The organism is Georgenia soli, from assembly GCF_002563695.1.
GTDB lineage: Bacteria > Actinomycetota > Actinomycetes > Actinomycetales > Actinomycetaceae > Georgenia > Georgenia soli.
In genome coordinates this window covers 3834516-3860713 of record NZ_PDJI01000004.1, presented here as the reverse complement: position 1 = coordinate 3860713, position 26198 = coordinate 3834516, and the positions used below count along the sequence as shown (strand labels likewise).

The 26198-nt window shown below is 73.8% G+C and carries 22 protein-coding genes; 5 read left to right on the top strand and 17 right to left on the bottom strand.

All coding sequences use genetic code 11. The features are described from left to right. Positions 1-6: 6 nt before the first annotated feature. From era to hrcA, 7 genes are all read right to left on the bottom strand, one after another. Entirely contained in the window at positions 7-987 is a 981-nt protein-coding gene (gene era, locus ATJ97_RS18785; protein WP_098485054.1) for a GTPase Era, read from the bottom strand. After that, the gene (locus ATJ97_RS18780; RefSeq protein WP_483866860.1) at positions 984-2270 is read right to left on the bottom strand and encodes a hemolysin family protein; all 1287 of its coding nucleotides are present in this window, start codon (positions 2268-2270) and stop codon (positions 984-986) included. The genes era and ATJ97_RS18780 overlap by 4 nt, the downstream gene beginning before the upstream one ends. Positions 2271-2290: 20 nt before the next feature. Further along, on the bottom strand, positions 2291-2743 hold the full coding sequence (gene ybeY, locus ATJ97_RS18775; RefSeq protein WP_098485052.1) for an rRNA maturation RNase YbeY: 453 nt from the start codon (positions 2741-2743) through the stop codon (positions 2291-2293). Further along, positions 2740-3804, bottom strand: a complete 1065-nt coding sequence (locus tag ATJ97_RS18770; protein ID WP_098485051.1) for a PhoH family protein — start codon at positions 3802-3804, stop codon at positions 2740-2742. The genes ybeY and ATJ97_RS18770 overlap by 4 nt, the downstream gene beginning before the upstream one ends. 104 nt (positions 3805-3908) lie before the next feature. Next, positions 3909-4709, bottom strand: a complete 801-nt coding sequence (locus tag ATJ97_RS18765) for a 16S rRNA (uracil(1498)-N(3))-methyltransferase (protein ID WP_098485050.1) — start codon at positions 4707-4709, stop codon at positions 3909-3911. A 13-nt stretch (positions 4710-4722) separates the two neighbouring features. Then, positions 4723-5847 (bottom strand): molecular chaperone DnaJ, encoded by a 1125-nt coding sequence (dnaJ, locus tag ATJ97_RS18760; protein ID WP_098485610.1) that lies wholly within the window; start codon positions 5845-5847, stop codon positions 4723-4725. Between the two features lie 57 nt (positions 5848-5904). Then, the gene (gene hrcA / locus ATJ97_RS18755) at positions 5905-6924 is read right to left on the bottom strand and encodes a heat-inducible transcriptional repressor HrcA (protein ID WP_098485049.1); all 1020 of its coding nucleotides are present in this window, start codon (positions 6922-6924) and stop codon (positions 5905-5907) included. A gap of 105 nt (positions 6925-7029) precedes the next feature. On the opposite strand from hrcA, the gene ATJ97_RS18750 reads away from it, so the two are divergent. After that, entirely contained in the window at positions 7030-7923 is an 894-nt protein-coding gene (locus tag ATJ97_RS18750; protein ID WP_098485048.1) for a DUF3097 domain-containing protein, read from the top strand. A 105-nt stretch (positions 7924-8028) separates the two neighbouring features. Here ATJ97_RS18750 and ATJ97_RS20145 read toward each other — a convergent pair whose 3' ends face one another. The 5 genes from ATJ97_RS20145 to lepA all read right to left on the bottom strand — a co-directional run bounded on the left by ATJ97_RS20145 (position 8029) and on the right by lepA (position 15152). Next, positions 8029-9237, bottom strand: coding sequence for a DUF2189 domain-containing protein (locus ATJ97_RS20145; RefSeq protein ID WP_211287419.1), 1209 nt, complete (start codon positions 9235-9237; stop codon positions 8029-8031). A 129-nt stretch (positions 9238-9366) separates the two neighbouring features. Beyond that, positions 9367-10647 carry a radical SAM family heme chaperone HemW gene (hemW, locus tag ATJ97_RS18740; protein WP_098485047.1) on the bottom strand — a complete coding sequence of 427 codons (1281 nt, stop codon included), beginning with the start codon at positions 10645-10647 and terminating at the stop codon, positions 9367-9369. A gap of 125 nt (positions 10648-10772) precedes the next feature. Beyond that, complete coding sequence (locus ATJ97_RS18735) at positions 10773-12416, bottom strand: HNH endonuclease signature motif containing protein (protein WP_098485046.1); 1644 nt, start codon at positions 12414-12416, stop codon at positions 10773-10775. Between the two features lie 205 nt (positions 12417-12621). Continuing rightward, entirely contained in the window at positions 12622-13293 is a 672-nt protein-coding gene (locus tag ATJ97_RS18730; RefSeq protein ID WP_211287288.1) for an MOSC domain-containing protein, read from the bottom strand. After that, a complete protein-coding gene (gene lepA / locus ATJ97_RS18725; RefSeq protein ID WP_245862742.1) occupies positions 13293-15152 on the bottom strand; it encodes a translation elongation factor 4 in 1860 nt (619 codons plus the stop codon). The genes ATJ97_RS18730 and lepA overlap by 1 nt, the downstream gene beginning before the upstream one ends. Before the next feature lie 312 nt (positions 15153-15464). Here lepA and ATJ97_RS18720 point away from each other — a divergent pair, with 312 nt between their 5' ends. From ATJ97_RS18720 to rpsT, 3 genes are all read left to right on the top strand, one after another. Next, the gene (locus ATJ97_RS18720) at positions 15465-16046 is read left to right on the top strand and encodes a hypothetical protein (protein ID WP_098485044.1); all 582 of its coding nucleotides are present in this window, start codon (positions 15465-15467) and stop codon (positions 16044-16046) included. A 165-nt stretch (positions 16047-16211) separates the two neighbouring features. Beyond that, positions 16212-16820, top strand: coding sequence for a type II toxin-antitoxin system PemK/MazF family toxin (locus tag ATJ97_RS18715; RefSeq protein WP_098485043.1), 609 nt, complete (start codon positions 16212-16214; stop codon positions 16818-16820). Positions 16821-17097: 277 nt separating this feature from the next. After that, a complete protein-coding gene (rpsT, locus tag ATJ97_RS18710) occupies positions 17098-17358 on the top strand; it encodes a 30S ribosomal protein S20 (protein WP_098485042.1) in 261 nt (86 codons plus the stop codon). A 116-nt stretch (positions 17359-17474) separates the two neighbouring features. Here the strand turns inward: rpsT and ATJ97_RS18705 are convergent, their stop codons facing one another. The 5 genes from ATJ97_RS18705 to ATJ97_RS18685 form a co-directional block, all read right to left on the bottom strand. After that, the gene (locus ATJ97_RS18705) at positions 17475-18662 is read right to left on the bottom strand and encodes a glycosyltransferase family 4 protein (RefSeq protein WP_098485041.1); all 1188 of its coding nucleotides are present in this window, start codon (positions 18660-18662) and stop codon (positions 17475-17477) included. Between the two features lie 89 nt (positions 18663-18751). Next, positions 18752-20185, bottom strand: a complete 1434-nt coding sequence (locus tag ATJ97_RS18700) for an MFS transporter (protein WP_211287287.1) — start codon at positions 20183-20185, stop codon at positions 18752-18754. A gap of 49 nt (positions 20186-20234) precedes the next feature. Further along, positions 20235-21236 carry a DNA polymerase III subunit delta gene (holA, locus tag ATJ97_RS18695; RefSeq protein ID WP_098485040.1) on the bottom strand — a complete coding sequence of 334 codons (1002 nt, stop codon included), beginning with the start codon at positions 21234-21236 and terminating at the stop codon, positions 20235-20237. Between the two features lie 123 nt (positions 21237-21359). After that, positions 21360-23804, bottom strand: a complete 2445-nt coding sequence (locus tag ATJ97_RS18690; protein WP_098485039.1) for a ComEC/Rec2 family competence protein — start codon at positions 23802-23804, stop codon at positions 21360-21362. A 107-nt stretch (positions 23805-23911) separates the two neighbouring features. Continuing rightward, complete coding sequence (locus ATJ97_RS18685; protein ID WP_245862740.1) at positions 23912-24775, bottom strand: ComEA family DNA-binding protein; 864 nt, start codon at positions 24773-24775, stop codon at positions 23912-23914. Between the two features lie 284 nt (positions 24776-25059). Here ATJ97_RS18685 and ATJ97_RS18680 point away from each other — a divergent pair, with 284 nt between their 5' ends. Continuing rightward, positions 25060-26193 carry an excalibur calcium-binding domain-containing protein gene (locus ATJ97_RS18680; protein ID WP_143427079.1) on the top strand — a complete coding sequence of 378 codons (1134 nt, stop codon included), beginning with the start codon at positions 25060-25062 and terminating at the stop codon, positions 26191-26193. The last annotated feature ends 5 nt before the right edge of the window (positions 26194-26198 follow it).

The following is a 26198-nucleotide window of genomic DNA, read 5'->3' as shown; positions in this document are numbered from 1 at the left end:
GCCGCGTCAGAACCCGAGCCGCTGGAGGAGCTTCGGGTCTCGTTGCCAGTCCTTGGCCACGCGCACGTGCAGGTCGAGGTACACGCGGGCGCCGAGGAGCGCCTCGATGCCCTTGCGGGCCCGGGTGCCCACCTCGCGCAGCCGGGAGCCGCCCCTGCCGATGATGATGGCCTTCTGGGACGGGCGCTCGACGTACAGGTTGACGTGGACGTCGAGCATCGGGGGCCGCTGGTCGCCCTTCTCCCGGGGCCGCTCGGTGATCTCCTCGACCAGCACCGCGAGGGAGTGGGGCAGCTCGTCGCGCACGCCCTCCAGGGCGGCCTCGCGCACGAGCTCGGCGATCATGACGTTCTCCGGCTCGTCCGTGAGCTCGCCCTCGGGGTAGAGCGGGGGGCCGACCGGCATGTGCTCGAGGAGGACGTCGGTGAGGACGTCGACCTGCTCGTCCTTCACGGCCGAGACCGGCACGATCGCGGACCACTCGCCCAGCTTGTCGATGGCGAGGAGGTGCTCGGCGAGCCGCTCGCGGGAGACCTTGTCCGCCTTCGTGGCGACGGCCACCACGGGGGTGCGCTGCTGCGACAGCTCGCGCGCGATGAAGGTGTCGCCGGGGCCGATCTTCTCGTCGGCGGGCAGGCAGAAGACGATCGCGTCCACCTCGGAGAGGGTCTCGCGGACGAGGTCGTTGAGCCGCTGACCGAGCAGCGTGCGCGGGCGGTGCAGGCCGGGGGTGTCGACGAGCACCAGCTGGCCCTCGGCGCGGTGGACGATCCCCCGCACCACGTGGCGGGTGGTCTGAGGCCGGCCGGAGGTAATGGCGATCTTCTCGCCGACCAGCGCGTTGGTCAGCGTGGACTTGCCGGCGTTGGGCCTGCCGACCAGGCACGCGAAGCCCGCCCGGAAGTCCTCGGGCCACCCGCCCGCCGGGATGAGGCCCTCGAGGGCGTTCGGACCGGCGGTGAGCTCGTCGTCGGACGGAAAGGTCATGGCTGCTCCTGCGTCTCGTCGTCCTCGGGCACCCGGGAGGCCAGCAGGGTGGAGACCCGGCGACGCCGGCCCTCTGCCCGTTCGGCGACCAGGTGGATGCCGAGGACGTCCACGGCCGCCCCGGGCAGGGGGACCTTGCCCAGGGCCTTGGCGAGCAGGCCCCCGGCGGAGTCGACGTCGTCGTCGTCGATCTCCAGCCCGAAGAGGTCCCCGAGCTCGTCGATGGGGAGGCGGGCGGGCACCCGCACCGTGCCGTCGCCGAGGTGCTCGACCTCCGGCTCGGCCCGGTCGTGCTCGTCGACCATCTCGCCGACGAGCTCCTCGAGGAGGTCCTCGATGGTCACGAGCCCGGCGATGCCGCCGTACTCGTCGACCACCATCGCGATGTGCACGCTCTCGGCCTGCATCTCGCGCATGAGGTCGTCCACGAGCTTGGTCTCGGGCACGAAGGTCGGCTCGCGCATGACGTCCGCGACCGTGAGGCCCTCGGTGTCGTTGCGGCGGTGGACGCGGCGCATGACGTCCTTGAGGTAGAGGATGCCCCGCAGGTCGTCGGTGGACTCCCCCACCACCGGGACGCGGGAGTAGCCCGACCGGGTGAACAGGGTGATCGCGCGGCCGAGGGGCTCGTCGACGTCGATGGTGACCATGTCGGTGCGGGGCACCATGACCTCACGGGTCAGCGTGCGGCCGAGCTCGAAGACGGACTGGAGCAGCTCGCGCTCCTCGTCCTCGATCTGCTCGGACTCGCTGACGCGGTGGACCATGTCGCGCAGGTCCTCCTCGCGCTCCTCGCGCACCTCCAGCGCGGTCCGGGCGGGCCGCGGCGAGACGGCGCGCCAGAGGCGGGCGGCGGCGCCGCCGAGCACCGCGAGCAGGTTGAGCACGGGGGCGAGCGCCGCGAGGACGCGGGCCGGGTTGCGGCGCCCGAGCCGGCGGGGGCTGACGCCCACGACGATGGCGACGACGAACGCCGTCAGGGCGACGGCGACCAGCAGCACCTGCCACCACACGCCGAGGACGTCGGCGACGGCCAGCGTGAGGCAGACGGCCGCGGTCATGTCGGCGAGCACCCGGACGAACGCGACGGCGCCCAGGGCGTCGTGGCGCCGGTCGAGGAGACGCCCGAGGGCGTCGGCCCGGCCCCGTCCCTCGGCCGCCAGGTCGGCGACGGCGGCCCTGGTCACCCGCTGCAGGGCGGCCTCGCCCGCGCTCAGGGTGGCGCCGACGGCGAGGCTCAGCACGGCGAGGACCACCAGCCACCACTCGGGGACCGGGTCGATCATGCCCTCCACGCGGCCCCCTAGCGCCCGGCGAGGAAGGTCAGAAGAAGCCGGCGCTGCAGGTCGAACATCTCCTTCTCCTCCTCGGGCTCGGCGTGGTCGTAGCCGAGCAGGTGCAGGATGCCGTGGGTGGTGAGCAGGAGGAGCTCCTCGACCGTGGAGTGCCCGGCCGCGCGGGCCTGCTCGGCCGCGACCTCCGGGCACAGCACGATGTCGCCCAGCGTGCCCTCGACGGGCTCCTCCCCGGCGCGGCCGGGGCGCAGCTCGTCCATGGGGAAGGACAGCACGTCGGTGGGGCCGGGCTCGTCCATCCACCGCTCGTGCAGCTCGGACATGACGTCCGTGGTGACGAACATGATGGACAGCTCCGCCTGGGGGTGGACGCGCATCTCCTCGAGCACGTAGCGCGCGAGGGCGGCGAACTCCTCGCCGTCGACCTCGTAGCCGGACTCGTTGGCGACCTCGGTGCTCATCGGTTCTCTCCCCGGCTCTCCCGCCGGCCACCGGGGTGACGGGGCTTGTTCTCGTGCGGGCGCACGGCGGCGTCCCAGCGCTCGTACGCGTCGATGATCTCGCCCACCAGCTGGTGGCGCACGACGTCGGCGCTGGTCAGGCGGCAGAACGTCACGTCGTCGATGTCGGCCAGGATCTCCTGGACCACCCGCAGCCCGGACCTGGTGCCCGAGGGCAGGTCGACCTGGGTGACGTCACCCGTGACGACCACCTTGGAGTTGAAGCCGAGCCGGGTGAGGAACATCTTCATCTGCTCGGGCGAGGTGTTCTGCGCCTCGTCGAGGATGATGAAGGCGTCGTTGAGGGTGCGGCCACGCATGTACGCGAGCGGGGCGACCTCGATGGTGCCCGCGGCCATGAGCTTCGGGATCGACTCCGGGTCGAGCATGTCGTGCAGCGCGTCGTAGAGCGGGCGCAGGTAGGGGTCGATCTTGTCGTTGAGGGTGCCGGGGAGGTAGCCGAGCCGCTCCCCCGCCTCCACGGCCGGCCGGGTCAGGACGATCCGGTTGACCTGCTTGGACTGCAGGGCGTTGACCGCCTTCGCCATGGCCAGGTACGTCTTGCCGGTGCCGGCGGGGCCGATGCCGAAGACGACGGTCGACTCGTCGATGGCGTCGACGTAGCGCTTCTGGCCGATGGTCTTGGGCCGGATGGTCCGCCCCCGCGAGGAGAGGATGTTGGTGGTCATCACCTCGGCGGGCCGCTCGAGGGCCTGCCCGCGGAGCATGGTGATGGCGCGACCGACGGCGTCCGCGGTCAGCGGCTGCCCGACGCCCGCGACGGTGGCGAGCTCCTCGACGAGGCGTTCGGCCAGGTTGACGTCGCCCGTCGGGCCGGTGAGGGTCACGACGTTGCCGCGCACGTGCACGTCGAGGTCCGGGAAGCCGCCCTCCACCGCGCGGAGAACCTCGTCGCGCTGGCCGAGCAGGACGACCATCGGCACGGAGTCGGGGACGGTGACCTGGCGCTGGACCTGGCCGATCGGGAGGTCGTTGTCGTCCGGTTCAGGGATCTGCGACATGGTGGCGGGCGCTCGGCCCTGGCTCTCCTCGTTGGATCGGTCGCGGTGCGGCACTGGACGCGCCGCTCTCGGGTTGCAGGATATCGAGACCCCGCCGTGCGCGCTCAGCCCCAGCGGCCGAGCCGCTGCGACAGCACGGCCAGGGCCGCGGGACCGGCGGTCGAGGTGCGCAGCACGTGGGGCCCGACGAGGACCGGCTGGGCGCCTGCCGCCGTCAGGGCGGCGACCTCGTCGTCGGTGATGCCGCCCTCCGGCCCGACGACGACCGCGACGTCCGTGGGCCGGGCCAGCCCGGCCTCGCCGCCCGGGGCGACGTGCCCGGTCCCGGGGAGCACGGCACCCGCGAGCGGGGTCGCGGCCTGCTCGTGCAGGACGAGGACGGCCCCGCCGGCGGCGACGGCGGAGGCGACGCCCGCGACGAGGGCGCGTGTGTCGACGAGCTCGTGCACGCTCGGCACCCAGGCGCGGCGGGACTGCTTGGCGGCGGCCAGCGTGACCGCCTCCCAGCGCCGCCGGCCCTTGTCGACCTTCGGGCCGGACCACACCGAGACGGACCGGGACGCCTGCCACGGGACGACGGCGTCGACGCCGAGCTCGGTGGCCGTCTCCACCGCCTGCTCGTCGCGCCCGCCCTTGGCCAGGGCCTGGACGAGCACCAGACGGACGGCCGGCGGCGGCTCGCGGGTGACGTCCGTGACGGCGACGGTGAGCTCGTCCCGGGCGGTGGCGGTGACCGTCCCGGCCACGCGCACCCCCGCGCCGTCGACGAGCTCGATCGCCTCGCCCGCCCGCATGCGCCGCACGGTGGTGGCGTGGCGCGCCTCCTCGCCGCGCACCGTGACGACGGCGCCCGGGGTCGCCGTCGCCAGGGTCCGGGCGTCGGCGTGGAAGACGGCGGTGGTCACGAGGGCGGTCCGGTCAGCGGCCGGAGAGCCGGTCGCGCAGCTTGGAGAAGACGCCGCTGCCGGAGGTCGCCAGGCGCGGCTCGGGCTGGACCTCGCCGCGCAGCTCCGCCAGCTCGGCGAGGAGCTCGCGCTGGCGGTCGTCCAGACGCGTGGGCACGTGGACGTCGACGTGGACGTGCAGGTCCCCGCGCCCGCCGCGGTGCAGGTGGCCGACGCCGAGGTCGCGCAGCGTGTACACCTGCTCCGGCTGCGTGCCCGGCTCGATGTCGATCTCGCGCGGGCCGTCGAAGGTGTCCAGCGTGGTGACGGTCCCGAGGGCCGCGGCCGTCATGGGCAGGGGAAGCGTGCAGTGCAGGTCGTCGCCGCGACGGACGAACACGGGGTGCGGCTTCTCGCGGATCTCGACGTAGAGGTCACCGGCGGGTCCGCCCCCGGGGCCCACCTCGCCCTGGCCGGTCATGCGGATGCGGGTGCCGGAGTCCACCCCCGCGGGAACCTCGACGCGCAGCGTCTGGCGCGTGCGCACACGACCTTCGCCGGAGCAGTCCTGGCACGGGTCCGGGATGACGGTGCCGTGGCCCTGGCAGGCCGAGCAGGCGGAGGTGGCCATGACCTGGCCGAGGAAGGAACGGGTGACGCGCTGGACCGAGCCGCGCCCGTGGCAGACCTCGCAGGTCCGCGGCGACGTGCCGGGCCGGCAGCAGGAGCCGTGGCAGGTGGGGCAGATGATGGCCGTGTCCACCTGGAGCTCGCGGGTGGCGCCGAAGACGGCCTCGGAGAGCTCGATGTCGAGCCGGACCAGCGCGTCCTGCCCGCGGCGCCCGCGGGGGACGGGACCGCGCGGCGCCCCGCCGGTCGCCGCCCCGAAGAAGGTCTCGAAGATGTCCTGGAAGCCGCCGAACCCGGCGGCGCCGGCGCCGCCGCCACCGAGGGCGGACTCCCCGCCGAGGTCGTACATCTGGCGCTTCTCCGGGTTGGAGAGCACCTCGTACGCGCGCGTGACGTCCTTGAACTTGTCCGCCGCCTCCGGGCCCGCGACGTCCGGGTGGAGCTTGCGGGCGAGCTTGCGGTAGGCCTTCTTGATCTCCTCCGCGCTCGCCTGGCGGGAGACACCGAGGATCTCGTAGTAGTCGTTCACCACGTCACTCTCTGCTGGGGTGGGTCAGTCTGCTTGCGCCGGACGGTGCCGGTGGTGCTACCCGGCGAGGATCCGGGAGAGGTAGCGGGCCACGGCGCGCACGGCGCCCATGGTTCCGGGGTAGTCCATCCTGGTGGGGCCGAGCACTCCCAGCCGGGCCACGCCGTCGGAGGGAGCCTCACCACCGTAGACGCTCGCGACGATCGACGCTTCCGCCAGACCCTCGTGGTGGTTCTCGGACCCGATCCGAACGGCGACCGTCTCCTCGTCCATCTCGGAGAAGAGCTTGAGCAGGACGACCTGCTCCTCGAGCGCCTCCAGGACCGGGCCGATCGTGCGGCTGAAGTCGAGGTCGGACCGGGCCAGGTTGGCCGTGCCGGCCAGCACGATGCGCTCCTCCGCGTCCTGCCGCAGCGCGTCGAGCAGCTGCTCGCTGACCGCATTGACGAGCGGACGGTGCTCGGGCGCGAACTGCTGGGGCAGAGCCTCCAGCTCGGTGGTCATGGCCTGGAGCCGGCGGCCCGCGCCGATGACGTTGAGCCGGGCCCGCAGCTCCGCGGTGACGCCGGGATCGATCTCGGCGGCGGTCTCGATGGTGCGCTGCTCCACGCGGCCCGTGTCGGTGATGATGACGACGAGGAGCCGCTGCGGGCTGAGCGGGACCAGCTCGAGGTGGCGAAGGGTGGAGCGCCGGAGGGAGGGGTACTGCACGACGGCGACCTGGTGGGTGAGCTGGGCGAGCAGCCGGACAGTCCGCTCCACCACGTCGTCGAGGTCGACGGCGTCGTCGAGCAGCACCTGGATCGCGCGCTTCTCCGCAGCGGAGAGCGGCTTGATGGTGCCGATCTGGTCGACGAAGAGCCGGTAGCCCTTGTCGGTGGGGACCCGCCCGGCCGAGGTGTGCGGCTGGGCGATGAGCCCGTGCTCCTCCAGCGCGGCCATGTCGTTGCGGATCGTGGCCGGCGAGACACCGAGGGCGTGACGCTCGACGAGCATGCGGGACCCGACAGGTTCCCGCGTGGCGACGTAGTCCTGGACGATGGCGCGGAGCACCTCGAGGCGACGGTCCTCGCTCATTCCAACCTCCTCCCGGGTCAGCACTCTCAACCCCTGAGTGCTAATTCTACGCATCACGCGCGTCCCTGCCGCGGTGGCGGTGCCCACACTGCTTACCCTGCCCGGGTGAACGACCGCTACGGCTCCGACGTGCTCTCCGCCGACCCGCACCGAACCGGGTCCTACGCCCACCGTCCCATCACCCGCGACCTGGCGGCCGAGCCAGGCCTCGTGGTCGAGGAGGTGGCCTCGGGTTTCGTGGGCGCTGTGGTCCGCGTCGAGAAGTCGGGCGGGATGCGCGTCGTCGTTCTCGAGGACCGCCGCGGGGGCCGTCGGACGTTCCCGTTGGGACCGGGCTTCTGGGTGGACGGCAAGCCGGTCAACCTGGTCCCGGCGGCGGCGCGGCAGCGGAGCCAGGGGCCGACGACGGCCGGCGGGCGCCGGCTCACCGCCTCCGGCTCCCTCGCCGTCGAGGGACAGCGGGCCCGGGTGGCCCGGGCCTCGCGGATCTGGGTGGAGGGCCGCCACGACGCCGAGCTGGTGGAGCGTGTGTGGGGTGACGACCTGCGGGTGGAGGGCGTCGTCGTCGAGATGCTCGACGGCGTCGACAACCTCGAGGCGGTGCTCCGCGACTTCCGCCCCGGGCCGACCCGGCGGGCCGGCGTGCTCGTGGACCACCTCGTGCCGGGGTCGAAGGAGTCGCGCATCGCCGCGAAGGTGACCGCCGGCACGGCCGGCGAGCACGTGCTGGTGCTGGGTCACCCCTACGTCGACGTCTGGCAGGCCGTCCGGCCGGAGCGGGTGGGGCTCCGGGCGTGGCCCGACATCCCGCGCGGGACGGACATCAAGGTGGGCACGCTGAGGGCGCTCGGATGGCCGCACGCCGACCAGGCTGACATCGCGCAGGGCTGGAAGCGGATCCTGGGGCGCGTGCGGGACTACAAGGACCTCTCCCCCGCGCTGCTGGGGCGGATGGAGGAGCTCATCGACTTCGTCACGGCGGTGCCGGAGCACGGCTGAACCCGACCGTCACGATCGCGGCACCGTGCACGACTGAACCCGACCGTCACGATCGCGGCACCGTGCACGACTGACCCCGACCGTCACGATCGCGGCACCGTTCGCTCAGGCGCTGCCGGGAACCATCACCGGCCCGTCGGTGAGCCGCCGGTACACGAACACGGTGGCGATCCCGACCATCGGGATGGCCACGAGCAGCCCGACCCCGAGAGCGATCGCCCCGAGGATGAGCACCCCGAGCGACGCGAGGATCAGCACGAGTGCGACGCCGAGGTTGTCGACCACCAGGCGGAAGCTCGCCTTGATCGCGTCGATCGCCTGCAGCCGGCGGTCGATCGCGAACTGCAGGTAGAACATGCCGAGGACGAGCACGACCAGGCCCGGGATGATCAGCAAGATGAATCCCACCACCGTGAGGATCGCCATGATCACCGCGGCGAGGAGGGCCTGGGCGAAGTTCGGCACGCGGAAGAAGTCGCCGAAGGCCAGTCTTCGACCGTCGACCGTCTGGAGAGCGGCCGAGACCAGACCGGTGGTGATCGCGAAGTTGATCACCGTGAAGATCAGGTTGACCGCCGTCGCGGCCGGGTCGAAGGCGAAGGTCGCGGTCGGGTTGAGCCGGTTCGCGTCGAGGTTCTGGTTGCGGATCGTCTGTTCGATGCTCGAGCCGATCCCGCTCACCACGAGGAGCACCAGAGCGGCCACGATCCACGGCCCGGCGTTGGCCTTGAAGCCCTGCCAGGCGTAGCGGAACGCCTCCCCGACCGACACGGTGCGCTTGGCGTACGTCTGCTGGACCGGGGGCGCCGCCGGTGGTCCGCCGTAGCCGTAGGCGGGCGGGGGCTGCTGGCCGTAACCCTGCTGCGGCTGGCCGTAACCGGGCGGCTGCTGCTGGCCGTAACCGGGCGGCTGCTGCTGGCCGTAACCGCGCGGGGGCTGCTGGCCGTACCCCGGCTGCGACGGCTGGCCGTAGCTCGCCGTGTGCCCCTGGCTCGGCTGCTGGCCGTAGCCCTGCTGCGGCTGGCCGTAGGTGGGCGGCTGCTGGCCGTAACCCTGCTGCTGGCCGTAACCGGGCGGCTGCTGCTGGCCGTAACCGGGCGGGGGCTGCTGGCCGTACCCCGGCTGCGACGGCTGGCCGTAGGCCGCCGTGTGCCCCTGGCTCGGCTGCTGGCCGTAGCCCTGCTGCGGCTGACCGTAGGCGGGCGGCGGTTGGCCGTGGTCAGCTGAGGGCTGCCCCTGGGCGTCATGGTGCTCGTCGGACGGATTGGAACTCCGGGGGCCCTCGGGGCGCTCCGGAGGCGGGCTCTGGGTCATGGGAGCGCTCCCTCCCCGGTCGCGGGCGACGCTGCCATGGACCGGCGGTACCTACACAACCGCGGTCGCCGGGCTACGTCAACGGATTCGACGGTCGAACGTCGGGCGGGCCTGCTCCACGCAAGTCCCTCAGTCGGTCAGCGCCCGCACCACGGCGTCGGCGAGCAGACGGCCACGGAGAGTCAGCTGCACCCGTCCCTGCCGTGCCGGCCCGAACTCGACGAGCCCTTCGCGCAGCAGGTCGGCGACCGCGCCGCGGAGCCGTTCGGGCACCCGTCCCGTGCCCGGCTCGAGCTCGAGGCCGTCCGCGAGGCGGACGCCGAGCATCACCCTCTCGAGCTCGCGGGTCGGACCGTCGAGGATCTCCCTGCCGGCGGCGGGACTCAGGCCCTGCTCAAGGCGGAACGCGTAGGTGCGCGGGTGCTTGACGTTCCACCACCGAGTGTCACCCACGTGGCTGTGAGCGCCGGGGCCGATGCCCCACCAGTCCTGGTCGCGCCAGTACGAGAGGTTGTGGCGGCTCGCATGGCGGGGCGGTCGCCCCGGCTCGTCGGACGGGTCCCTCCTGGCGAAGTTGCTGACCTCGTACCAGCGGAATCCCGCACGCGAGAGCACCTCGTCGGCCAGCTCGTACTTGTTGGCAGCGTCGTCGTCGTCGGGGAGCGGAAGCTCGCCCCGGCGGACCTGGGCCCCCATCTTGGTCCCCGGCTCGACCACCAGGGCGTAGGCCGAGACGTGGTCCGCCTCGAGCGCGACGGCGGCGTCGAGGCTCGTGCGCCAGTCGTCCAGGCTCTCCCCCGGAGTGCCGTAGATGAGGTCCACGGACACCTCGAGGCCCGCCTCCCGCGCCCACCGGACCACGTCGGGGAGACGCTCGGGGTCGTGCGTGCGGTCCAGAGTGCGGAGGACCGACGGCACGGCCGACTGCATCCCGAAGGAGACCCGGGTGAAGCCGGCGGCCGCGAGCGCGTCGAGTGCGGCGGCGTCGACGGAGTCGGGGTTGGCCTCCGTCGTCACCTCGGCCCCCGGCGCGAGCCCCCAGGTGTCCCGGACGGTGCCGAGCATCGTCGCGAGGTCCGCGACGGGCAGCATGGTGGGCGTGCCGCCGCCGACGAAGACGGTCGAGACCGGACGCGAGGGCAGACCGGCGTCCGTGAGCGCCGGGTCGGCGAGCACGCGGCCGGCCAGCTCGATCTCGCGGAGGGCGGTGCTGGCGTAGCTCGAGGCGCTCGCGCCGCCGCCCAGCTCTGCGTTGGTGTAGGTGTTGAAGTCGCAGTAGCCGCAACGGACGCGGCAGAAGGGCACGTGGAGGTAGACGCCGAGGTCACGATCGACCGCACCGCGCGCGCTGGACAGAGGCAGGGCGCCGTCGTCGGGCGGCGTCTCACCGTCAGGCAGAGCAGGGGGCATGGCTTCAATGATCACCCACCGAGAGGGCAGGCGTTCGCACGCCCCATCGTCGCCGCACCCGCCCGGGACGTCCGACGGGAGGCACGGCGGCGCATCCCGCCCAGAGGCCCCGGCAGGTGTGCCGGTCAGAATGGTGGTGGCTCGTCGTCCGGCGGCACTGGTGGCGCGGGCCCGGGGTCGGGAGGAGGTCCGGGTGGTCGCACCGGCGGGCGTCTGTAGGTGTGGCCGGTCAGCGCCTTCCACGTCGTCACCCCGGTGCCGGGATCCCGGAACACCTTCCAGATGCCGTGAGACTTGCCGTCATGATGGGTGTGGCACGCGGTGTGCAGGTCCTCCAGCCGGGTCTGGACCACCACCTCGGCCAGTGCCGCGTCATAACCGGGAATGTGGTCGATCTCGCACCGCGGGGCCGGCATCCGGCAGCCCGGGAACGTGCACGTGACGTCCCGGGCCATCACCGTGCGCGTCAGCTCCGCCCCCGGCCGGTACGCCTTGGTGCCCAGCGCCACGAACTCTCCCGTGCCGGCATCGGTGAACAACGCCCGCCAGGTGCCGTCTTGCGCGATCTCCCGGGCCAGCCAGGCCGGGATCGGGCCGTACCCGCCGAGCACCGCCGGCTCCTCGTCCAGCCCCAGCAACGTTCCCGACGCCACCGTGACCTGGACGTGTGCCCGCTGACCGTGCCGACGTGGCAGCGGGCTCCCGGCCGGGCCGGTGCCGCGCTCGAGCATCGTGGTGAACACGTCCGCGAACGCGTCGGCCCGGCGCTGGTCCAGCGTGCGGGTCTCCCCCGGGGCCTTGGAGCCGTCGGCCAGGGCGTCGACGACCGCGCGCACCGCCTCGGCGTGGTCGGCCCGCAGGTACGCACTGACCCATGACATCGACTCTCCGGCTGCCTCGACCACGACGCGGCGCCCCGCATGCTCCCGCACGTGCCGGCGCCGCGCGGCCGCCACACCCGCCCGCTGCGCGGCGCGGCGCATCCGCTCGCGCAGTTGCGGCACCGTCAGCCACTCCGCCTCCGGCACGAGGTCAGCCAGTACGCCCCGCCGCTCGTCCGCCGTCAGTCCCGGCTCCTCGAAGCACAGGACGTCCGCCTTCCGTACGTCGACCCGCCCGGCCGCCAGGGCGTCCGCCACCACGGGCAACTCCTCCAGCGCGGCCGCCAGCGCCACCTTGCGCTCTGCGGCGTGCAGCGTGGTGCCCAGCCGGGCCTCGACCTCCACCACCGCTCCCCGGGACGTGAACACACCGTTACGCGGGCGTCGACGTCGGGCCGCCAGCTCGGACAGCGCCCGCGCCTGCTGTGCCGCTGCCCAGGCTGCCACCCGCTCCCAGCCGGCGACCATCTCGACGACCGCCGCGTCGTCCGCGTCCGCCACCGAGGATCCGGCGAGCTTGGCAGCCAGGGCCGGACCCGGGCGAGCCGTCTCCAGCGCGCGGGCCGCCGGTGAGGTCAGCGCCGACTCTGCCGCCACCGCCGCTGAGGCCACCCACGGGTCCTCCGGAGCCCTGGCCGAGAGCCCCGGCGCCTCGTCCCACCACGGCAACGACTGCGCCACCCGCACCATCTCGACCGCCGCCGCCAGCGCCGCGGAAGGCCCGCCCGGCATCGCAGAGCCCGCCGCGGCCTCTCGCTCCATCGCACCGAACGACACCCGGGGCAGGAGTGACACCGTGCTGCCGGCCTGCCGCACCTCCACGGACACCGGCGCCGGCCCGTGCCGCCACGCCCCCGGAGCCTCCGTCTCGCCGTCTCCCTCGAACATGCGTACAACACTAGAGGTGACCTACGACATTGGACCCGGCGCTCACATCGCCGCAGGTCAGAGCGGTGCAACCGTTCGGGCACACCGGACGAAGGCAGCATTGGAATGCTCACCGGACGAGCGGAAAGCAGTCAGCGCGCGGGAACGGGGAGCGCGGGAAGAAGGGGTCAGCGCTCGTTGAGAACGGGAAAGCCGGAAGGGCGCGTCAGGGCGCCGGCACGGCCGCCCGGGAGGCGGCCCGCAGGACGTGCTCGCGCAGGTATCGGGCGAGCACGGTCGCGCCGTCGGCCTCCGCCTCAAGCAGCGTGCGAGCGTCTCCGGCAGAGGGCCGGGCGAACCAGCCGGCCACCGTGATGCCGTGGCCAGGCCGGTGCGTCACGGTGATGGAGTCGCCGGCGCACACCTCCCCGGGAGTGAGGACGCTGAGGTAGGCGCCCGGTCTGCCGCGCCCGGTGAAGCGGCGGACCCACCCGTCCTGACCGAGCCAGCGCCCGAACGTCGCGCACGGGGTGCGCGGGCCGGTCACCTCGAGCTCGAGGCTCTCGCCGATGCGCCAGCGCTCACCGATCTCCGCGTCGTCCACGCGCAGCCCGGACACCCGCAGGTTCTCGCCGAACCGGCCGGCGGGCACGTCCTCGCCAAGCTCACCGGCCCAGTGGTCGGCCTCGGCCTGGTCGTAGGCGTACACGGCCTTCTCGAGCCCGCCGTGGTCCTTGCGGTCGGCCTGCACGTCACCACGCAGGCCGTAGCGGCCGACCCGCACCGGTCCGTCGACCGGCCTCTTGTCGATGGCCGTCACGCCGACGGTGCCGCGGTCCGGGCGCAGCTGCGCCACCCGGCACACGTGCGTGACCGTGCCGACGTCCCCCTGGCCCACTACTTCTTGCCGGTCGGCGCGTCGGAGGTCAGCGCGGCGATGAAGGCCTCCTGCGGGACCTCGACCCGGCCGATGTTCTTCATGCGCTTCTTGCCCTCCTTCTGCTTCTCGAGGAGCTTGCGCTTGCGGCTGATGTCACCGCCGTAGCACTTGGCGAGCATGTCCTTGCGCAGCGCGCGGATCGTCTCCCGGGCGATCACGCGCGAACCGATGGCCGCCTGGATCGGCACCTCGAACTGCTGGCGCGGGATGAGCTCCTTGAGCTTGCCGGCCATCGTCACGCCGTAGGCGTACGCCTTGTCCCGGTGCACGATCGCGGAGAACGCGTCGACGTGCTCGTGGTTGAGCAGGATGTCGACCTTGACGAGGTCGGCCTCCTGGTCGCCGGAGGGCTCGTAGTCGAGCGAGGCGTAGCCGCGCGTCTTCGACTTCAGCTGGTCGAAGAAGTCACCGACGATCTCCTGCAGCGGCAGCGTGTACCGCAGCTCGACCCGGGTCTCCGACAGGTAGTCCATCCCGAGGAGCGTGCCGCGCCGCCCCTGGCACAGCTCCATGATCGCGCCGACGAACTCGCTCGGGGCGAGGATCGTCGAGCGCACCACGGGCTCGCGGATGGAGGAGATCTTCCCCTCCGGGAACTCGCTCGGGTTGGTCACGTGGACCTCGGTGCCGTCCTCGGTGACCACGTCGTAGGAGACGTTGGGCGCCGTCGAGATCAGCGAGAGGTCGAACTCGCGCTCCAGACGCTCCCGGACGATCTCCAGGTGCAGCAGGCCGAGGAAGCCGCAGCGGAAACCGAAGCCGAGCGCGACCGAGGTCTCCGGCTCGTAGACGAGGGCGGCGTCGTTGAGCTTGAGCTTGTCGAGGGCGTCGCGCAGCACGGGGTAGTCGGAGCCGTCCACCGGGTACAGCCCGGAGAACACCATCGGCTTGGGCTCGCGGTAGCCGCCCAGCGCCTCTGCCGCCGGCTTCGTCTGGTTGGTGACCGTGTCACCGACCTTGGACTGGCGCACGTCCTTCACGCCGGTGATGAGGTAGCCCACCTCACCGACGCCGAGCCCCTCCGAGGGGAGCGGGTCGGGCGAGATGACGCCGATCTCCAGCAGCTCGTGGGTGGCGCGCGTGGACATCATCTGGATGCGCTCGCGGGGGCTCAGCTGGCCGTCCATGACGCGCACGTACGTCACGACGCCGCGGTAGGTGTCGTAGACAGAGTCGAAGATCATCGCCCGCGACGGGGCGTCGGCGTCGCCGACCGGCGCGGGGACCTCCTGCACGATGCGGTCGAGCAGCTCGACGACGCCGGCCCCGGTCTTGCCGGAGACGCGCAGGCAGTCCTCGGGGTCGCCGCCGATGAGGTTGGCCAGCTCCTCCGCGTACCGCTCCGGCTGGGCGGCGGGCAGGTCGATCTTGTTCAGCACCGGGATGATCGTGAGGTCGTTCTCCATGGCCATGTAGAGGTTGGCCAGGGTCTGCGCCTCGATCCCCTGGGCCGCGTCCACCAGGAGGATCGCCCCCTCGCAGGCGGCGAGCGAGCGGTTGACCTCGTAGGAGAAGTCGACGTGGCCCGGGGTGTCGATCATGTTGAGCGCGTAGGCCTGCCCGTCGACCTCCCACGGCATGCGCACCGCCTGGGACTTGATCGTGATGCCGCGCTCGCGCTCGATGTCCATCCTGTCGAGGTACTGCGCCCGCATCGCGCGGTCGTCCACCACCCCGGTCAGCTGCAGCATGCGGTCCGCCAGCGTCGACTTGCCGTGGTCGATGTGGGCGATGATGCAGAAGTTCCGCAGCAGCGCGGGCGGGGTCGCCGCCGGCCGGATCTGAGCGGCCTGCGCCGGGGTGGGGATGGGTGACACGCAAGTACCTCGGGAGACGGACGGTGCGCGTGGGCGCGCGGGACTGGACCAGACCATATGGTCCCACGGCGCCGCCCGATACGACCAAGCGGCCCGTCTCCCGACGACGCGGCCCGCCTCCCGACGACGCCTCCCGCCTCCCGACGGCGCCGCCGCCTCCGCCGGGGGCCCTCGTGTCCCGGGACCGGCGTGGGAGAACCCACGCCAGCAAAAAGGAACCCCCCGGAAAGCCCCCGGCCGACGGAAGTTCCCGATGTTCGCCCAGGGATGAGTCCTCGCCGACCCGCTCCGCCGTCGTGCGAGGCTTTTCGCATGACGGCGGCCGGCGACATGCTCAACCAGGTGGTTCCCACGCTCGTGCGCGTGGCGCGCCGTCCCGGAGGGCTCCTGCTCGCCGCCGCCGGCGGGGCGGTCGGGATCTTCGCCCTCCTCGCCTTCCTGCTCGGCACCCGCGGCACGACATGGACCTCCTGGATCCCGCTGGCGCTGGCTCTCGTCCTCGCGGTCCCCGTGGTCGTGCTGGCCGTCCGCCGCGCGCGTCTCCAGACGCAGACTCAGGATCTCCACCTGCGTCACACGGTCGTGGGGACCACCGGGAGCGAGGTGGTCGTCGTCGACTCCCACGGACAGGACCCCTCCCGCTACGCGCTGCAGGACGAGGTGGACACGCTCAACGCGGCGATGGCGGAGGGCGCCGTCCGTACCGCGCGGTTCCTCCCGCGCGTCGAGGCCGCGCAGCGGGCCGCCCTGGTCGCCGCGGGCGGCAAGGTCCGGGCGCCCTACCTCGCCGACGATCTTCGGGTGACGATCGTGGCGCTGCTGGGCACGCTGGCGGCGATCCCGCTGGGGACCCTCGGCGCGATCGTCACGGCCGTGCTCCTGGTCGTGGGCTGACGGATCACGCCGACCGACGCCCTGCACCGCACTCGTCGACCGTCGCCCCCCGGACGGTCCCCGCGGCACAGGGGAGGTGAGGCCCGCGGCCACGCGACCATCCTCCCGGCGGCGCACCGGCGGGACAGGAGGCGCTCCGGCCGTGGCTCGGTAGCCTTGGCCGCCATGACCTCGTTCTTCCGCCGCGCCCTGCGGGTCGCCGGCCGTGCGGCCGAGGGCGCCGCCCAGCAGTACCTGCGCCGCCGCACCGACGACCCCTCGAACGACCAGCCGCGGCGGCCACGGCGCGACGCCGGCCCGCGAGGGACGTCATCGCCCCGGGACACCAGAGGTGAGCAGCAGGTCGAGGCGAGCTCGCGCGAGACGGTGGAGTACGACGTCGCACGCCTGGGCCTGCCGGACCTCGACTACACCCCGCGCCACGACGACCAGCCGGACCCCGGTGAGGTGGTGTGGACGTGGGTGCCCTACGACGACGACCCGCAGCAGGGCAAGGACCGGCCCGTCCTGGTGCTCGCCCGGGAAGGCGCGGGTCTTGTGGTCGCGCAGATGACCTCGAAGGACCACGACCGCGACGCGGCGGACGAGGCCCGGTACGGGCGCCACTGGATCGACGTCGGTTCGGGCGCCTGGGACTCCCGCGGCCGCCAGAGCGAGGTCCGCCTCGACCGACTGCTGCTCGTGGAGCCGATGGCCGTGCGGCGCAACGGCGGCGCGCTCGACAAGGTCCGGTTCGACGAGGTCGCGACCGCCTTGCGCGCCCACCACCGCTGACCGCTCCGCCGCCGCCCCGCCCGCGCCGGGGCTCCACGGGGCCGCTACACCGCATCAGGCGGCGTGTCCGCGACCGCCCCGGGAGACGTCAGTCACCCGGCGTGACCTCGCCCACCGCGACACCCGGCTGGTAAGGTGTCCGCTTGGGTCGCCGCCCGGTCGGCTGCGGCCCGGCCACCGACCAACCACGAGGTACCCCACGCCCCAGTCCCGGTCGCGGCGAATCCCTCACGACCGTTGACAGATCGCTCCGGCGAAAGCAGAGAGAGTCCCACACGTGGCGAACATCAAGTCCCAGAAGAAGCGCATCCTCACCAACGAGAAGGCGCGGCTGCGCAACAAGGCCGTCAAGTCCGAGCTCAAGACGCACGTGCGCAAGGTCCGCGAGGCCCTCGCCGCCGGCGACAAGGAGGCTGCAGAGACGGCGCTCAAGACCGCCGGCCGCAAGCTCGACAAGGCCGCCAGCAAGGGCGTCATCCACGCCAACCAGGCGGCCAACCGCAAGTCGAAGCTGGCCAAGCAGATCTCCGCGCTCTGAGCTTCGCAGCTCGCTGAGCCGTCGACGAAGGCGCCGTCCCACGGGACGGCGCCTTCGTCGTCCCCGTGCAGGGTGCAGCCGCGTCGTCACCGTCGGGTGCACCGGGGCCGTTCCCGTCACGGGTGCGGCTGCCTGGCCCCGGTCAGGCGGAGCTGCCGCTCAAAGCCGGCGACCTGCCGTGCGACGCGCTCCTCCGCCCGGTCGATCACCGCGGCGTAGTGCCCGAGGAGCGCCTCGCCCAACGCCTCCCACGAGCGAGGCAGCACGCGCCGTCGTCCCGCCTCCCCCATCCGGGCCCGCATGGCCGGGTCGCCGGCGAGCGCCCGGACCGCGCCGACCAGCGCGCCGTCGTCCTCCGGGGCGTAGAGATACCCGGTCTCGCCCTGCGCGACCACGTCGAGCGGCCCTCCGGCCGCCGGGGCGACGACGGTGACGCCGCTGGCCATGGCTTCCTGGAGCGTCTGACCGAAGGTCTCGTGGGTGCCGGTGTGGACGAACACGTCCAGGGCGGCGTACGCGCGCGCGAGGTCGGCGCCGTCGAGCCGTCCCAGGAACCGGGCACCGGGCAGCTGCCGCTCGAGGACCGCCCGCGAGGGCCCGTCCCCCACGACGACGAGCCGCACCCGTGGGTCGCCGGCCAGGGCGGCGAGCCGCTCCACCCGCTTCTCCGGGGCCAGGCGCCCGACGTAGCCCACGAGCACGGCCCCCTCAGGCGCCCCGTCCAGCAGGAACTGGCGTAAGGCGCCTCCCTCTGGCGTCCCCCGGTGCCGGGGGTGATAGGTGTCCGCGTCGACGCCACGGCCCCACCAGCCGGTGCGCTCGATCCCCGCGGCCGCAAGGTCTGCGAGCGACGCGGTGGACGGGGCGAGGGTGAGGTCGGCGCAGGAGTGCACGCGACGGAGCCATCGCCAGATGCCGGGGGCGCTGGCGCTGAGCCCGTGCTTGCGGGCGAACCCGGCCACGTCCGTCTGGAAGATGGCCACGGTCGGGATGCCCCGCCGCCGTGCGAGGAGCAGGGCCTGGGCGCCGAGCCCGAACGGGGACGCCGCGTGCAGGACGTCCGGTGCGAAGGCGTCGAGCACCCGAGACAGCTGCAGCCCCGGGACGGCGGCGCGGAAGCCCCGGTAGCTGAACGAGGGGGCCTCGATCACCCGGAAGCCGGCGTACTTCCGCGGCGCGGGTCCCGGACAGACGACGACGGCGTCGTGCCCGCGGGCGGCGAGGTGGTCGAGGACCCGCAGCACCGAGGTGGTCACCCCGTTGGCGGCGGGCAGGAACGACTCGGTCACGATCGCTACGCGCACGTGCACACCGTGGCTGCCGCCGGTGTCGGACCGGCGACGGCGGGAGGAGTGTCGGGTGGCGGCCCGGTGAACGGTGGGGGCCCGGAGGCTCAGTCGTCCAGGGCGAGCCCGCGTCGCTCGGCGAGCAGGAGCGCTCCGCCGGCGGCGACGACGAACGACGCCGCGAAGGCGGTGAACACGAGCCAGAGATCGCCCGCCCGGTTCAGCAGCGGCACAGCGAGCGGAGCCAGGATGGAGGCGATGCGACCAAAGCCGGCGGCCCAGCCGGCACCGCCCGCACGAACCGCCGTCGGGTACATCTCGGGCGTGACCGCGTACAGCGCTCCCCAGGCGCCGAGGGCGAAGAAGGAGAGCAGGCACCCCGCCGTGATCACGGCCGACGGCGTCCCGGCGACGGCGAAGAGGTAGGAGGCCGCCGCCGCGCCGACGAGGAAGCTCGCCAGAGTGGGTCGGCGTCCCCACCGCTCGATCAGGTAGGCCGCCGTGGCGTAGCCCGGGAGCTGGGCAGCGGTGATGATCACCGTGTAGCCGAAGGAACGGACGAGGTCGAGGCCGGAGGCGAGAAGCAGGGTGGGGAGCCAGGTGAAGGCCCCGTAGTAGGCGAAGTTCAGGAAGAACCACACCAGCCACAGCCCCGTGGTGCGGGTGCGCAGGGCTGGCGCCCAGATCGCGAGCAGCCCGCGGCGTCCCGGCGCGGCTTCCCGGGCCGGGGCCGAGTCCGCGCGGCCACCATCCTCGGGGCCGTCCTCCTCGCGGCCGTCCTCCTCGGGGCCGTCCTCCTCGCGGCCGTCGGCGGGCGGTGCCACCGAGGTTCCACCCGCTGTCCGGGCAGTGACGAACACCGGCGCCGACTCCTCGAAGCGGCGCACCGCGGCCTCGGCCTCGGCGTGCCGGCCCTGGGACTCCAGGAACCGCACCGACTCGGGCAGCCCACGGCGCACGTAGATGGCGTACAACGCCGGGACGGCACCGAGGGCGAGGGCCCACCGCCACCCGTTCGCGGTGTCGGAGACCACGAAGTAGCCGATCAGGGCTGCGGCGAGCCACCCCACCGCCCAGAACGCCTCTAGGATGACCACCAGCCGGCCACGGATGCGCGCCGGCGCGTACTCGCTCACGAGCGTCGAGGCGACGGGCAGCTCCGACCCCAGGCCCAGGCCCACCACGAACCGGAGCGCCAGCAGCGCCCCGACAGAGGTCGCGAGCGCGGAGGCCCCCGTGGCGAGGCCGTAGACGAGAAGGGTGACGGCAAAGACGTTCCGGCGGCCGACCCGGTCCGCCAGGAGGCCGCCGAGCGAGGCGCCGAGGGCCATGCCGACGAACCCGATCGAGCCGATGAGGCTGAGCTCGGTGTCCCCCAGCTCCCACTGCACGGCCAGGGCCGCCATGACGAAGGAGATGAGGCCGACGTCCATGGCGTCCAGCGCCCACCCCACGCCCGAGCCGACCAGCAGCCGGCGGTGCTCCCGGGTGAACGGCAGCCGGTCGAGCCGCTCGTTCCGCGTCGGTCGAGTGGTCCTCACGGTGCCTCCGGGTGGTCGGGGCGCACCGTGGTGAGGGCGCCGTGCCGGTTCAGCGCCGTCCCCTCGCGGCGGCGACCTTGAGCACGGCCCGTTCGACGGCGAAGACCGGGTCGCGCCCGAGACCCTTCACCTCCGCGTCCGCCGCCGCCACGGCCGTGATGGCCGTGGCGAGCCCCTCCGGCGTCCAGTCCCCCAGCTCCCGGCGCGCCCGGTCGACCTGCCAGGGGGCGAGCCCGAGCTCACCGACGGAGACCCCGGACCGGCCCCGCGTGGCAGCCACCTTCGCGAGCGTGCGCAGCTTCATCGCCAGCGCGGCGACGATCGGCACGGGCCCGGTGCCGGTCGCGACGGCGTGGCGCAGCAGCGCGACCGCCTCCCCCGCCTGGCCGGCGACGGCGGCGTCGGCGACCCGGAACCCGCTCGCCTCGACCCGGCCCCCGTAGTAGCGCAGCACGACGTCGGTGCTCACGGTGCCGGTCGTGTCGGCGATGAGCTGGCTCGTGGCGGCGCCGAGCTCGCGCAGGTCGGCACCCGTGGCCTCGACGAGCGCCTGGACGGCGTCCGGGTCGATGCGCCGCCGGGCGCGGCGGAAGTCGGCCCGCACGAAGTCGGCCTTGTCGCTGTCGCGCTTGACGGGGTCGCACATGACGACGGGGTGGCCCCCCGAGGCCACCGTGTCGAGGAGCTTCTTCCCGCGCGTCCCGCCGTTGTGCCGCAGGATGAGCCACACGTCCTCGGGCACCGCACGGAGGTACGTGAGCGCGTCGTCGAGGAAGGCGTCCGTCATCGCCTCGGCCCCCTCCACGATGACGCACCGTCGTTCACCGAACAGGGACGGGCTGGCCACCATCTCCAGCTGGCCCGACTCGTACGCGGCGGCCTCGAGGTGCGTGACCTCGACCTGCGGGTCGGCCTCCCGCGCCTGGTCGAGGAGACGGTCGACGGCACGGTCTGCCAGCAGACCCTCGGTACCTCGGACGAGCACCACGGGGGCGATCTCGACCTGGTCCCAGGTCAGGGACGGGGTGCTTTTTCTGCGGGCTGGTGGCACGCCCCCAAGCCTGCCACGCGCCGCCGACACGACGGTCTCCGGTCCACCCGGCCGCGCGACCGCTCTCGCCGCTCGCAGGCCCGCGAGTCGGTTGTGGCTCGCCCACGCGCGGCTCGATCACGCTCACCCGCTGCCGGCCGGGCACCCCGCAAGTGTCGCGAGCCCCGCCGCCTCGTCCGTGCGGAGCACGGCCACCTGCCCGCACAGGTCGGTGCGCAGCACCGGTCCCGAGGCGGCGTAGAGGTCGACGGCGGACGTCGAGGGGTGCCCGTAGTCGTTGTCCTGCCCCACGCTCACCAGGGTCAGCCGCGGCGCGAGCAGCGCCGCCAGCCGCTCGTCCTGCCGGGCGGAGCCGTGGTGCGCCATGACCACCACGTCGTACGGCGCCACCGGGGCCGCCCGCAGACGACGGGCGAGACGGGCCTGGCCGTCGAGCTCGACGTCGCCGAGCGCCAGGGCACGCAGCCCGGGAGCCTCGAGGCTCACCACGAGCGACAGGTCGTTCACCGCCGCATCGCCCGCCGCGACGCCGACAGCGTCCGCACCCGGCCCGAGCACCTCCCACGCGACGTCCCCGGCGCGGCCCCGGACCGTGGTGTCTCCCACGACCGGGCGGTCGACCGGGACCCGGGCCGCCGCGAGCTGCCCGAGCACCGCCTCGACCGCACCCCCCGGCTCGGGCCCGGGACCGAGAAGGACTCTTCGTACCTCGACGGACGCGAGCACCTCGGGCAGGGCTCCCACGTGGTCGGCATGGCCGTGCGTGAGCACGAGCAGGTCGACGCTCGCCACGCCGGCGTCCCGCAGGCAGACGTCCGCGCCCGCCCCGGCCGGCCCGACGTCGACCATCACCGCGGCCGCCGGTCCGGAGCGGACGAGGAACGCCGCACCCTGGCCGACGTCGCACTGGATCGCCACCCACTCCCGCGGTGGCCAGCCGTCCGGCAGCATCCCGGTGACGGCCTGGCGCGGCCCGGGCAGGACGAGAAGGACGACGGCGACCGCGGCCACCGGCAGGACGTGACCGGTGCGGCGTGGCCCGGCGCGCGCGAGCAGCGCGATCCCGACCGCGGTGACGGCCGCCAGGGCGAGCGCGCCGCCGGTGCCGCCCGGCCACGCGAGCTGCGCGCCCGGTGCGCCGGCCAGGGCCCGGGCGACGAGGGCGATCCAAGCGGTGAACCACGACGCGGCGGTCGCGAGGGCCTTCGCGGCGTCCGGCCACCAGGGCGCGACCACGGTCGCGCCCACGCCGAGCACCGTGGCCGGCGGCACGGCCGGGGCCGCGAGAAGGTTCGCCGGCACGGCGTACAGCGACAGGGCGGGAGTCAGCAGGACGACCACCGGCCCGCAGGCCGCCTGGGCCGCGGCCGGCACGGCGATCGCCGTCGCGAGCCACCGCGGCAGCACGCCGGAGAGCCAGCGCGCCCACGGCCGCGCCAGCAGCACCAGGCCGGCGGTCGCCAGGACCGACAGCGCGAAGCCGTACGAGCGCGCCAGCCAGGGGTCGACGAGCAGGAGGGCCACCACGGCGGCGCACAAGGCCGGCAGGGCGCGGGCCGGGCGCCCGAGGACGAGCGCGAGCAGGACGACGGCCCCCATGACCGCGGAGCGCAGCACGCTGGGCTCGGGCCGGACCAGCGCGACGAACGCCACGAGCGCCACCGCGCCGACCGCGGTGCGCGCACGTCGCGGGAGCCAGACGGCCGCGCCGAGCACCGCCCCGAGCAGGATCGCCACGTGCGCACCGGAGACGGCGGTCAGGTGGGTGAGAGACACCGCCCGCATGTCGGTGCGCAGATCCTCGGGCAGGTCACGGTCGTCGCCGACAGCGATCCCGGGCACCAGGCCCCTGGCCTGCGGCGAGAGGTCCGCGGTGACCGCTCGGAGGGCGCCGCGCAGCAGGTTGACGGCACGCAGGTGCCACGGCGGCGGGCCGACCACCCGCGGGTCCCGGGAGGTGAGGAGCAGGCCGACCGCCTCGTCACCGGGGTCGGTCGCGACGAGGGATCCCCGGACCTCCACCTGATCGCCGAGCGTCAGCTCGCCCCAGGAGGCGGGGCCCAGGACGACGACCGGCGCGCGCGCCGCCGAGCGGGCACCGCGCCCCGTCACCTCGGCGGCGTCGACGACGACCCGGTACCGCTCCGTGGTGTCCCACTCCCGGCTCGCCATCGCGCGCGGCTCCGCCGCCACGCGGCCGGTCACCATGGCGCTCGCGCCGTGCGCGACCAGGTCGCCGAGCACACCTTCCGTACGGGCGTGGACCTGCGCCGCCGTGGAGCTCAGCACCGCCGCGACCACCATGACCGTCAGCAGTGCCGCGGCCGCCGGCGAGCGGTGCGCGACGTCGCGGTGTCGCCGGCGGGCGGCTCCGCCCGGCCGGGTACCCGCTCGGCGCACGGCCCGCCGCTCCCGCAGGAGCAGGTGGACAGGGACGACCGCGAGGGACAGCACGACCGCCGCCGCCGCGACGGACCATCCCGCCGGCTGTGCGACCGCCACGTGCACCGCCGCCCAGGCCACCAGGGCTGCCGGGACGAGGCGGGCGTCGAGCGGGGCGGGCGGCACGGGGGCCTCCTGCGCCGCACGCCGAGGGCGTCGCGAGGCACCGGACGTAGCGGTACGGTGCGAGACCGACGGCGACGGCGACGGTGACCCCGATGTCGCGCCGCCGGTCACACCGTCACCAGGGGCCGCAGCCGCTCGAGCGTCGTGGGCCCGATCCCGGAGACCTCGTCGAGGTCGTCCACCGACGCGAAGCCGCCGTTCAGCTCCCGCCACTCCAGGATGCGTTGTGCGATCGCCGGCCCGACGCCGGGCAGCTCGTCGAGCTCGGCGGCGGTGGCGGTGTTGAGGTTCACGGGGCCGGTGCCGCCTGTGCCGCCAGCACCACCTGCCTGCGCCGACGCCGCCTGGTCGGTCGCGCCCGGAGCGGGGGGCGCCGCCGCGGGTCCGGGCGGCTGCTCGCCCTTCCGGGGGACGTAGACCTGCTCGCCGTCGACCAGGACGCGGGCGAGGTTGACCGCTCCGAGGTCGGCGTCGCCCGCCGCCCCTCCGGCAGCCTCGACGGCCTGCGCCACCCGCGCGCCGCCGGTCAGCTCCACCACCCCCGGCACCTCGACCGCGCCCGCGACGTGGACGACGACCCCCGCCGGCGACGCAGCCGGTTCCGGCGTGCCAACTGCCGGCGGCGGCGCGCCGGTCGCCGCTGAAGAACCCGGGGCCGCGGCCTCCTCGCCTCCTGCAGGCTCCACCTCGCCCTCCACGGCGCCGGGCGGCGGCACCGGCACCGGCTCGCCGGGTCTGCCCAGCCACGCCGCCGCGACGATGACCAGCGCGCACAGCAGCGCCACCGCCCCGGCGACCGCCGCAGAGCGTGCCGTGGTCGACCACCGGCGGCGGGCCGGGACGACGTCGTCCTCGGGCGAGACCTCCAGATGCCCGGCCGCGGCGGTGTAGGCGGCGGCGGTGAGCGCACGCAGCCGTGCTCCTCTGTCCCGCCGACGAACCTCCACGCCGCCGACGGTAGGAGCGGTCACGCCGCCGCTGCTGCACACGTCGTCCAGGTTGTGGAAGGGGCGGCAACCCCGCCGGTGTGTGGGCGTCGACCGTCACGGCACGTTCCGTGACGCGTCAACCGCGGGGCGCCGTCGCGCCGACAATGTCGGCCTGAAACGATTCTGCGCGGATAGGAAGTTCTCGCGGATCGAAATTTGCTGCCGACGCCGCGGCTGCGTTTACGCTGCCGTTCGATTCACCGGCCGAGGAATGATCCTCGCCACGGGAACGCCCTATTCCTCCGTTTTTGCGGGAGCCCCTCGGCATGAGTCTCACCCGATTTGTCCTGTCCCACAAGCTCGCCGCCGCAGCGATCACGACCGGGATCGTCGGCGGAGTGGTCGTCGGTGCGACGTCGCTCGTCTCAGCCTCCCCGGAGACGGCGGCGACGGTCACGGCCATCGTCGACGGCGACACGCTCGACGTGGACTACGACGGGGCCACGCACCGCGTGCGTCTGCTCAACGTCGACGCCGCCGAGGCCGACCAGTGCCTGGGACAGGACGCCACGGATTTCCTCGCCGAAACCCTGCCGATCGGGTCCGACGTCATTCTCCGTTTCGACGAGGAGAAGCTGGACCGGTACGACAGGGAGCTGGCAGGAGTCTTCAGCGGAGACACGCTCGTGAATGCCGAGGTGGCCCGGGCCGGATATGGCGTAGCCGTTCTCTTCGAACCCAACGAACGCTTCTACGAAGACGTCCTGGAGGCGCAGGAGGAGGCCGAGACGGCCGGCCTCGGCGTGTTCTCCGCGGCGGAGGACTGCACGCTCCCGGGACAGCTGGCGGCCTACACACAGTCGGTCCAGGAGGTCGACGGGTACGCCGCGGCCACCGGCGCGACCGTGGAGGAGTACGACGGATACCTCGCGAAGGCGGCTGCCGCCGCCGCGGCCGGAAAGGCCGTCGCCAGCGTCCTCGACGGCGACCGCACGGTCTTCCCTCTCCTGCCGTACACCGGCGAGCGCTGGTCCGGCTTGGCGAAGCAGCACCGGGAGGCAGCCACGACCCTGGAGAACGCCACCGCGACCATCGAGAAGAACCGCGCCGCCGAGGTCGAGAGGCTCGCTGCCGAGGAGCGCGCGCGCCAGGAGGCTGAGCGCAGGGCCGAGGAGGAGCGGAAGGCCCGTGAGGAGGCGGAACGGGTCGCGCGGGAGGAGGCCGAGCGCCAGGCACGCGAGGAGGCCGACCGGCTCGCCCGCGAAGAGGCTGACCGCCAGGCACGCGAGCAGGCGGAGCGTGCGGCGGCTCAGCCCGCGGCTCCTGCGCAGGGTGGCGGGAGCGCCTACTACAAGAACTGCTCGGCGGCCCGCGCCGCCGGTGCCGCACCCGTGTTCGCCGGGGAGCCCGGCTACGGCCGTCACCTGGACCGTGACGGTGACGGGGTGGGCTGCGAGTAGCGGCT